Raw genomic sequence first — 9,078 nt, forward strand, 5'->3', positions numbered from 1 at the left:
ACACACCCAGCGAGGGCGATGCGCAGCCTTATCCATCCGTGCCGCGGTCGTAGATGCGGCCGGTCAACCAGGCCGGCCAGTCCCGCTCGAAGAAGGATCTGGCACTCTCGTCGAAGCTGCGGTTCGGACGTGTGGAAAGCCTTATGTCATCTCCATCAACACGAACAACAATCTGCTCTTTGCGATGCGCTTCGCGTTCTTTCCGGAAGCGATAATCCTGCAACGGTCCTGAGCGCGCCAGCGGGAGAGATTCGCCTTCCGTATCGCATATCGCCCGCGCCCCACGGCTGCCGCCTCCGTTGCGAATGAAGAAATCAAGCGCGCTGAGCACGGCTTCCGAAGCAAGCGCCATATGCCGCCATTGCACGCCGCGAACCGCCTGCGCTGCTCGACCGTAGGCGACGCCGTTCTCGCGAATTTCAGCATTCAGCTTGCGTGCTTCAATCAGGGCACCGCTGACACTTTTCTGATCGCAGAGGATGCCGGCCTTGTCGCTCATTCGCGCCTGCACTTGCGAGCGGATCGATTTGACGGTGAGCAGGCTCTCCGTCCGCAGGCCAGCAAGGATGTAGGCAATGCCTGCCTCTGCCATGGCGGCTATATCCTTCGTGGCGGCACGCTTCGCCCGGCCACTCGCACTGATGTGCTCGGCTGCCCGGGTGCCGAAGACTTGCCCGGCATTGAGCGCTGCTCCACCCGGCCGCGTCACGCCGTGCGTGCCCGCTGCTTCTCCGACCGCGTAGCAGCCGCCGAGACTGCTGCGGCCCCAGGTGTCGACCATGATGCCGCCGTTCATGTGCTGGTTGTTGACGGCGAATTCCAGCGGCTCCTCGGCGATATCGATCTTGTAGCGGCGGTAGAGTTCGATCGCGAGCGGGTTCATATGCTTCAATCGATCAATCGGCATGTTTTGGGCGGCTCCGGCCTTGCCGAGATATTCGCGGACGTCTTCATCCAGTCTCTCCAGACTGAACGGCAGGTCGCCCGGCACCGATAGGGGATTGCGATTGAAGTCCATGAAGACGCGCCGACCTGCGGCGGTTTCGTTGGAGATGGCAAGGTCTACCAGGCTCGAGCCGAAATCGAGCATGCGCGTCGCGTGAAACGGCCACTGATAGCCCTTGCGGAAGACGTTCGACGCCAGCTCCTGCGTGCTGCGATAGTATTCTGCCAGGAAATGGTGTTCGGTGCCTTCGGAATCGAGCGAGTAGATATGCGGGATCGCCTGGACGTAGGTGCCCGACAGGTTCCACGGGAAGCCTTCCCTGCGTGTTCCTATGCCAAACTGGCTTTCGGTCAAGTTGACAAGTTCGGCGCCGGCCTCCAGCGCCAATCCGAGAGAACCGAAGCAGCCGTTGGGATAAACGCTGTCGCGATAGAGTTCGCCCGGCCCGCCGACGGCGAGCACGATCACGCCACTCACGAACAGCGCGATGCCCAGCGGGTTCTCCTCCGTGCGGTCGCTGGCGCGCATGACGAGCATGCCAACGACATGACGGTCAGCGCCATCGCCCTCGGTGAGGATCTTTACCGCCGTGGTCTGGTTATAGAACGGCACGCCGAGCCGGATCGCCTCCTCGGCCAGCACCTTGACCATCAGGCGCGAGGTGCGCGGACCGCAGCTGGTGGCGCGGCCGACCTCATCATGATCGGTCTGGTATCTCAGCGTCCCACCAAGCGGATCCTGAGGCAGCGGCAGGCCGAGAAACTGCAGCGACGCCATCATCCGGGAGGAGCCGACGGCCTCGACGTAAGCCGTGTCCTCGTCCATCGCACCGCCGCTGCGGATGGCCCTGGCCATCGCCTTGTAATTGTCGCCCTGATCCGCCGTGTTTGCAGTGTGCAGGGTCTGCTTGTCGGATCCCGAGCAGGCCGAGGTTCCACCCCAGGCGCTTTGGCTGATGATGACGACGTCATCGCCGCGCCGCTTCATTTCCACCGCCGCCCGCAGGCCTGCAGCACCGGATCCGACGACGACGCAACCGCCTCGATAGATCGGCACCTCGATGCCGGCGAGCCGGACCGTTTCTGACGGGGCAGCCTCGGGCGGCAGCCGCGGCATGTCGACGTCGGTCAGTGCGTCGAGAATTTCCTGCGGAACGTCCATGGTCATTGACGTTCAGCCAGCGGGATGTCGACCCAGCGCCTCTGCCGGGAAGACTCCATGCATGCGTCGACGATCTGGCAGATGTGGTGGCCGGTCTCGAATGTCGGCCACATCGGTCTGTTGGTAACGATCGAGCGGATCACCTCGGCGGCTTCGATGATCTTGCTTTCATTATAACCCAAGCCGAAATTCGGCAGCGGAAGGAAAGCCCGGAAGGTCGGGTTCTCGGGCCCTACATCGATCTCCCGGAAGCCGCGCCGCCCCGTCCGGTCGTCGTTGGAGTAGAAGCGCAGCCGGTTTATTTCGTCATAGCTATAGGCGATGCTGCCTTTCGTTCCATAGATTTCGTAGGTCTGCATGAACTTGCGGCCGGTGGCGACGCGGCTGAAATCGACGATCCCGCCGGCGCCGTTCTCGAAGCGGCAGAGCAGGTTCGTTGCGTCGGGGTTGGTGATGTCAGCCCAGGCCTCGTTCCCTGTCAGCTTCACCTGCTCCCCATAGGCAAGACCCTCGACGACGGGCCGGCGCGGCGTCACGATCAGATTGTCGGCGATCAAAGAACTGACGCGGCCGATCAGGAAATCCATGAAGCTGAAGATATGCGAACCGGTATCACCGACGATACCGGTCGGCGCCAGCTTTCCGTCAGCGCGCCACATGAAGGGTGCGTAGGGATCGCCATACATGTCGACATGCTGGCAGCCACGGAACAGCTTGATCTCGCCGATTTCGCCGGATTCTATCATCTCTTTGGCCAGATCGTGGACGGGATTTCGGGGAAAGGCGTGTCCGACGCGGGTGATGACACCCTTTTCCCTGGCGATGTCAGCCAGTTCCCGCGCTTCGGCAGCGGTGTTTGCCAATGGCTTCTCGCAATAGACATGTTTGCCGGCCAGCAAAGCCGCCTTGGCCACCTCGTAGTGAAGATAGTCAGGCAGGCAAATATCGATCAGATCGACCTCGGGATCAGCGACGGCCAGTTTCCAATCCTGAAGAATCCTTGCGCCCGGCGCCCTGTGGGCAAGATCCCCGGCTGCCGTCGAGGGGCCTTCGACGAGAGCGACGATCCGTGCCGTTCCGTCCGACACTCCGAAGAAATGCGGAAAGGTCTGATAGGCCATCGTGTGGACCTTTCCCATCCAGCCCGAGGCGCCAAGCACTGCAACTCTGACTTCAGACATTGTCGTCTCTCCTCTCGACAGGACTTACCGGATTTCGGCGCGGGCCCTTGGCCTCGCATCGTTGCGTTCATAGGCGAAGATGGTGGGGGCAAGTGCCGGCAAACCGCGAATAAGATCCGATCCCTTTTCGCCGACCATGATCGTCGGCGCATTGGTATTGCAGGACGGCACGCGCGGCATGACGGATGAATCGCAGACCCTCAGGCCTTCCACGCCATGGACCTTGAGATCGAGCCCGACAACCGCGTCCGGTCCCCTCCCCATCTTGCAGGTGCCGACCGGATGATGGTCGGTCTTGGCGTTGGCGCAGCCATAATCGAAAAGCTGCTCGTCGGTCATCACCTTCGGTCCGGGAAGCCTTTCGGCCATGACATAGGGCTTCAGCGCCGCCTGCTGCATGATCTCGCGCGCGAGCTTGAGCCCCTCCAGCGACATCGTCCTGTCATGAGGATCGGACCAGTAGTTGGGGTCAATCAAGGGCGCGGCAGCCGGGTCCGAGGATGACAGACGCACGGTCCCCCGCGAGCGGGGATGCAGATAGGCGGAGTTGAGCGTCACTCCCGCATTCTTGAGCCGCTCGACGCCTGCCTCGATGCCCGACCCCAGACCCAGGTGGAACTGGATATCGGGAGACCGTGCCTGCGGATCGGCATACCAGAAGCCACCGGTCTCGAAGAGCGACGAGGCGACCGGTCCGGTCCGGAACAGGACATATTGAAGCCCTGCCCAAAGTGTGCGGTGGAATTTTGCGACTCCGTCATACGTGTGATCGCCCGTGCATTCGGCGATGACGAATAGATCCAAGTGATCCTGGAGGTTGCCGCCGACACCCGGCAGATCGTGCAGCACTTTGACGCCCACCGAGCGCAGATGGTCGGCCGGTCCGATGCCGGACTGCAGAAGCAGCTTCGGCGATCCGATGGCGCCCGATGAGACCAGTACTTCGCGATCGGCGCGGACGATCTCCTGGCCGCGCCAGGTCACGATCTCGACGCCTGTCGCACGGCCTCCTTCCACGATGATGCGTGCGACGCGCGCGCCCGTCCGGACCGTCAGGTTCTTGCGGTCCTTGATCGGCGAGAGATAGGCGAGCGAAGCCGACGACCGGCGGCGATTGCGCTGCGTCAGCTGATAAAATCCCACTCCGGCCTGCTGGCGTCCGTTGAAGTCGTGATTATAGGGAATGCCGAGCTCTTGCCCTGCACGGATATAGGCGTCGCAGATCGGCAGCGCTGCCGCCGGCATCGAGACACCTAGCGGACCGCCATAGGAATGGTAGTCATCGGCGAAGCGTTGATTGTCCTCGGCGCGTTTGAAATAGGGTAGGATCGAACGGTAGTCCCAGCCCTCGCAACCGTCTTCTCGCGCCCAGAGGTCATAATCCGCGGCGTTTCCGCGGGTATAGAGCTGAGCGTTGATCGACGAGCCGCCGCCGATGACCTTTGCCTGCGTATAACGAAGCACCCGGCCTTTCATGTGCTTCTGGGGAACGGTTTCCCATCCCCAGCTGGCGACACCTTTGGTCATCTTGGCGAAGCCGGCCGGCATATGAAAAAGCGGATTCCAATCACCGCCACCCGCCTCGAGCAGGAGCACGTTGACATCGGGATCTTCGCTCAGCCGGCTTGCCAGAACGCAACCTGCCGGACCGGCGCCGGTGATGATGTAATCAAATCCCATGTTACTGTCCTGTTGCATCCGGCCTGGCGACCGCCAGCGCCTGTGTCACGCCTACAAAGTCCTTCGACGCAATGTGATCCGCCACTCGCAGCGCCTGGGCGGCGACGGTGAGCGCAGGATTGACCGCAGCCGAGGTGGGGAGGAAACCGGCGTCGACGACAAAGAGGTTTTCGTGATCGTAGGAACGGCAGTATGGATCCAACGGCGCTGTCGCGGGATCGTTGCCGATGCGGATCGTTCCGCACTGATGGGAAGGCGTGCGCTTGTCGAAGGGCCTCGACAGTACGATCGGAAATCCGATCGATTTCAGGATCGTCTTCAGCTTGGCCACGAGCGCTAGATGCGCATCCCAGTTGGTTCGTTGCCATTGGAGAACGATCCGGTCTCCATCGACCATGACCCGGCTTTCGGGATTGGGCACGTCCTCGCTCATCGCATAGAAGTCGATGGCATGGGTTGTGATGAAGCGGAGAAACCATTCCGGCGCCTGCGGCAGAGAGCCCTTGAGGACTTTTTCGGAGATGCGGCCAAGGAGCTGCACATTGCCGAGCGGCGGTCCTCCCTCCCCGTCCGAGAGATAGAAGTCGTTGAAAGCAAAAGTCTTCTGGTAGACAGCCGTGTTCCTGAACTTTGGTGAGACGCCGATGACAGCCGACGCATTGTGGTTCATGAAGTTGCGGCCCACCTGATCGGAAGAATTCGCCAAGCCACCTGGGAAGCGGTCGTTTTTCGAACGCAGCAAAAGCACTGATGACTGGACGGCGCCTGCGGAAAGGATGACAACCTTCGGTGACACCGTAAGCGTCTGACCGTTCCTGACATAGGTGACCCGGTCGATCCGGCTCCCCGCCCCGGTGTCGAGCCTGATTACGCGCGCATTGGTTTCGAGCCGCACGTTCTCGTGCTTCAACGCCACCGCAAGGGCTGCGGTCTCGGCGTCCATCTTGCCGTCGCGTGCGTTCGGATGGGCATCCCATGGTGTCTGGGCCTTGGAGAGCCAGGCGTCGAGGTCCAGGCCGAGCGGCAAGGAAGACGGATGCAGGCCTTTCCCCTTGAGGCGCGCCCTGACATCGGCGATCGGCGCCTCGTCGGGCACGGGCGGATATGCGTAGCCAGCCGAGTGGTACGGTTCGGTGGGATCTTCGCCCAGGCTGCCGCGAACCTGATACAACAGTTCCGCCCTTGAGTACCACGGTTCCAGCGCCTCATAGGGAAACGGCCAGGCCGGCGACACGCCCTCGCGATGCTGGATGACGTCGAAATCCTCTTTGCGGTAGCGCGACAAGACGGCGCCATAGAATTTCGAATTGCCGCCGACATTGTAATAGTTGCCGGGATTGAAGCCTTTGCCATCTGCCTCGTACCAGGTTTCTTTTGGGCGGAAATGTCCCAGCTGGAAGATGGCGCGCTGGTCGCGATTGACCGGACGGTCGGCGATATGATCGCCGGCTTCGAGGATCAATATCTGCGCGCCGGTCGCGGCGAGGCCGGCGGCGACGGTGGAGCCGCCGACGCCCGAGCCGATGATGACGATATCTGGTGAACCGTTCATATCAGCACCTGGCCCTCACCCGATCCTGGCCTGGCTATTGGGATCGAAGAAGACGGCCTTATCGAGATTGAAGGCAAGGCGGGTGTTTTGTCCTGGAGCGATGCCGGTATCGGCGCGCAGGCGGGCGACGACGGATTTGCCGCCGAGCTTGGTGACGGCGAAGGTGTCGGAGCCGGCCGGTTCGACCACCTCGATCAGGCAATCGCCCTCGGTCAGCGAGCGCGCCTTGCGGTCGGCGCCATCGGGATCGGTCAGCGCCTCCGGGCGGATGCCGAAGATCACCTGTCTGCCGGTATAGGCAGTCAGACCGTCATTGCCTGATATGACAGGGAGCCTCAGCGGGGCGGCATTCGGCCGCTCCAGCGAGACTTCCAGCCCGCCGGCGCCGTTCTCGACGGTGGCGTTCAAGAGGTTCATCGCCGGCGATCCCATGAAGTCGGCGACGAAGAGATTGAAGGGGCTGTTATAGATCTCGGCCGGCGTGCCGAACTGCTGCAGCACGCCATCCTTCAGCACGGCGATCTTGGTCGCCAGCGTCATCGCCTCGATCTGATCATGGGTGACATAGACGAAGGTGGTGCCCATGCGCTGATGCAGCCGCTTGATCTCGGTGCGCATGTCGACGCGCAGCTTGGCGTCGAGATTGGACAGCGGCTCGTCGAACAGGAAGACCTGCGGATTGCGCACCAGCGCCCGGCCCATGGCGACACGCTGGCGCTGGCCGCCGGAGAGCTGGCTCGGCTTGCGGTCGAGCAGATGGCCGATCTGCAGCATGTCGGAGACTTGGGCGATCGCCCTGGCGCGCTCCTCCTTGGGAACGCCGCGGATCTCCATGCCGAAGGCGATGTTGCCCGCCACCGTCATGTTCGGATAGAGCGCATAGGACTGGAACACCATGGCGATGTCGCGCTTGGAGGGATGCAGACCGCTGATGTCGCGCCCGTCGATCTTGATATCGCCGGAGGTGATCGTCTCCAGCCCGGCAATGGTGTTGAGCAGGGTGGACTTGCCGCAGCCGGACGGGCCGACCAGCACGAGAAAGCCGCCCTTTTCGAGTTCGAGGTCGATCCCCTTGAGAATGTCGACGGCGCCGAAGCGTTTTTTGAGACCGGAGATTTCGAGGAAGGCCATGGATTACCCTTTGACAGCGCCCGCCATCAGACCGCGCACGAAGTAGCGGCCGGCGAGGATATAGACGATGAGCGTCGGCACGGCGGCGATCATCGCAGCCGCCATGTTGACATTGTATTCGACGACGCCCGTCGAGGTGTTGACGACATTGTTCAGCGCCACCGTCATCGGCATGGATTCACCGGTGCCGGCGTAAGCCGAGGCAAACAGGAAGTCGTTCCAGATATTGGTGAACTGGTAGATGACGGTGACGACGATGATCGGCAGCGAGTTCGGCAGCATGATGCGCCGGAAGATCTGGAAGAAGCTGGCGCCATCGACCTGGGCGGCCCTGACCAGCTCGGTCGGAAAGGCCTCGTAGAAATTGCGGAAGAACAGCGTCGTGAAGCCCAAGCCATAGACGACATGCACGAAGACCAGGTTGACCGTCGGATTGCCGAAGCCGAAGTTGAAGCCCGTGGCATTCTGCAGCGTCATGCCGAAGCGGCCGAGACTGCCGAGGATCGTTGCCATCGGCAGCAGCACCGACTGGAACGGGATGAAGCAGGCAAACAGCATCAGCCCGAACACCAGCGTGTGGCCGGGAAAGCGCCACTTGGTCAGCACATAGCCGTTGAGCGCCCCCATGATGGTGGAGATTGCGACGGCCGGCACCACCATCTTGATCGAGTTCCAGAAGTAGCCCTTGATGCCGGCGCAGGTGAGCCCGACACAGGTCTCGCCCCAGGCCTTGATCCAGGGATCGAAGGTCGGCGATTGCGGCAGCGCCAGCATGTTGCCGTTCTGGATCTCGTCCATGGTCTTGAACGAGGTCGTCAGCATGACGAAGAGCGGCATCAGATAGAGGACGGCAAAGACCAGCAGCAGGCCGTAGATGATGGTGCGGCCGATCCAGCGGGTGTTGGTGCTGTTCCTGCTGTCGCGTGCTGCGGTCGAGGTTGCTATCGGAGAGGTCACGCTGCTCATCGCGCCTTCTCCTTCAGTTCGGAATAGAGATAGGGAACGATGATCGCCGAGATGGTCATCAGCATGATGATGGCGCTGGCCGAGCCGACGGCCATCTCGTTGCGCTTGAAGGTGTATTCATACATGAAGTTGGACGGCAGCCAGGCCGAGCCGCCGGGGCCGCCCGAGGTCAGCGCCACCACCAGGTCATAGGACTTGATCGCCATATGGGCGAGCACGATGAAGGCGGACAGGAAGATCGGCCGCAGCAGCGGGATGACGATGCGGCGATAGAGCTGGAATGGCGAGGCGCCGTCGATCTGGGCGGCCTTCATGATCTCGCCGTCGATGCCGCGCAGACCCGCCAGGAACATCGCCATGACGAAGCCCGACGCCTGCCAGACGCCGGCGATGACCACGGTGTAGATGACGAAGTCCTTGTTCTTGATCCAGTCGAAGTGGAAGCTTGTCCAGCCGAAGTG

At 62.0% G+C, this 9,078-nt stretch carries 7 protein-coding genes; all 7 read right to left on the reverse strand.

Annotation, left to right across the window (positions count from 1 at the left end; genetic code table 11):
• Window positions 1–28 precede the first annotated feature (28 nt).
• Window positions 29–2,113 (reverse strand): FAD-dependent oxidoreductase, encoded by a 2,085-nt coding sequence (locus G9X64_RS21895; RefSeq protein WP_168310118.1) that lies wholly within the window; start codon window positions 2,111–2,113, stop codon window positions 29–31.
• Window positions 2,110–3,288 carry a Gfo/Idh/MocA family protein gene (locus tag G9X64_RS21900; protein ID WP_168310117.1) on the reverse strand — a complete coding sequence of 393 codons (1,179 nt, stop codon included), beginning with the start codon at window positions 3,286–3,288 and terminating at the stop codon, window positions 2,110–2,112. The genes G9X64_RS21895 and G9X64_RS21900 overlap by 4 nt, the downstream gene beginning before the upstream one ends.
• 24 nt (window positions 3,289–3,312) lie before the next feature.
• Window positions 3,313–4,968 (reverse strand): GMC family oxidoreductase, encoded by a 1,656-nt coding sequence (locus G9X64_RS21905; RefSeq protein WP_168310116.1) that lies wholly within the window; start codon window positions 4,966–4,968, stop codon window positions 3,313–3,315.
• A 1-nt stretch (window position 4,969) separates the two neighbouring features.
• Window positions 4,970–6,520, reverse strand: coding sequence for a GMC oxidoreductase (locus G9X64_RS21910; protein ID WP_168310115.1), 1,551 nt, complete (start codon window positions 6,518–6,520; stop codon window positions 4,970–4,972).
• 15 nt (window positions 6,521–6,535) lie between these two features.
• Window positions 6,536–7,651, reverse strand: a complete 1,116-nt coding sequence (locus G9X64_RS21915) for an ABC transporter ATP-binding protein (protein WP_171377376.1) — start codon at window positions 7,649–7,651, stop codon at window positions 6,536–6,538.
• 3 nt (window positions 7,652–7,654) lie between these two features.
• On the reverse strand, window positions 7,655–8,617 hold the full coding sequence (locus G9X64_RS21920; RefSeq protein WP_171377377.1) for a carbohydrate ABC transporter permease: 963 nt from the start codon (window positions 8,615–8,617) through the stop codon (window positions 7,655–7,657).
• The coding region (locus tag G9X64_RS21925) for a carbohydrate ABC transporter permease (RefSeq protein WP_164071024.1) at window positions 8,614–9,078 on the reverse strand (465 nt) is incomplete at its 5' end. The genes G9X64_RS21925 and G9X64_RS21920, both read right to left, overlap by 4 nt.

It is taken from the genome of Rhizobium sophorae (assembly GCF_013087515.1).
GTDB lineage: Bacteria > Pseudomonadota > Alphaproteobacteria > Rhizobiales > Rhizobiaceae > Rhizobium > Rhizobium sophorae.

Bases quoted from the DNA above. Each gene is read 5' to 3' on its own strand.
- G9X64_RS21895 (WP_168310118.1), bottom strand. From the start codon at position 2,113: ATGACCATGGACGTTCCGCAGGAAATTCTCGACGCACTGACCGACGTC.
- G9X64_RS21900 (WP_168310117.1), bottom strand. From the start codon at position 3,288: ATGTCTGAAGTCAGAGTTGCAGTGCTTGGCGCCTCGGGCTGGATGGGA.
- G9X64_RS21905 (WP_168310116.1), bottom strand. From the start codon at position 4,968: ATGGGATTTGATTACATCATCACCGGCGCCGGTCCGGCAGGTTGCGTT.
- G9X64_RS21910 (WP_168310115.1), bottom strand. From the start codon at position 6,520: ATGAACGGTTCACCAGATATCGTCATCATCGGCTCGGGCGTCGGCGGC.
- G9X64_RS21915 (WP_171377376.1), bottom strand. From the start codon at position 7,651: ATGGCCTTCCTCGAAATCTCCGGTCTCAAAAAACGCTTCGGCGCCGTC.
- G9X64_RS21920 (WP_171377377.1), bottom strand. From the start codon at position 8,617: ATGAGCAGCGTGACCTCTCCGATAGCAACCTCGACCGCAGCACGCGAC.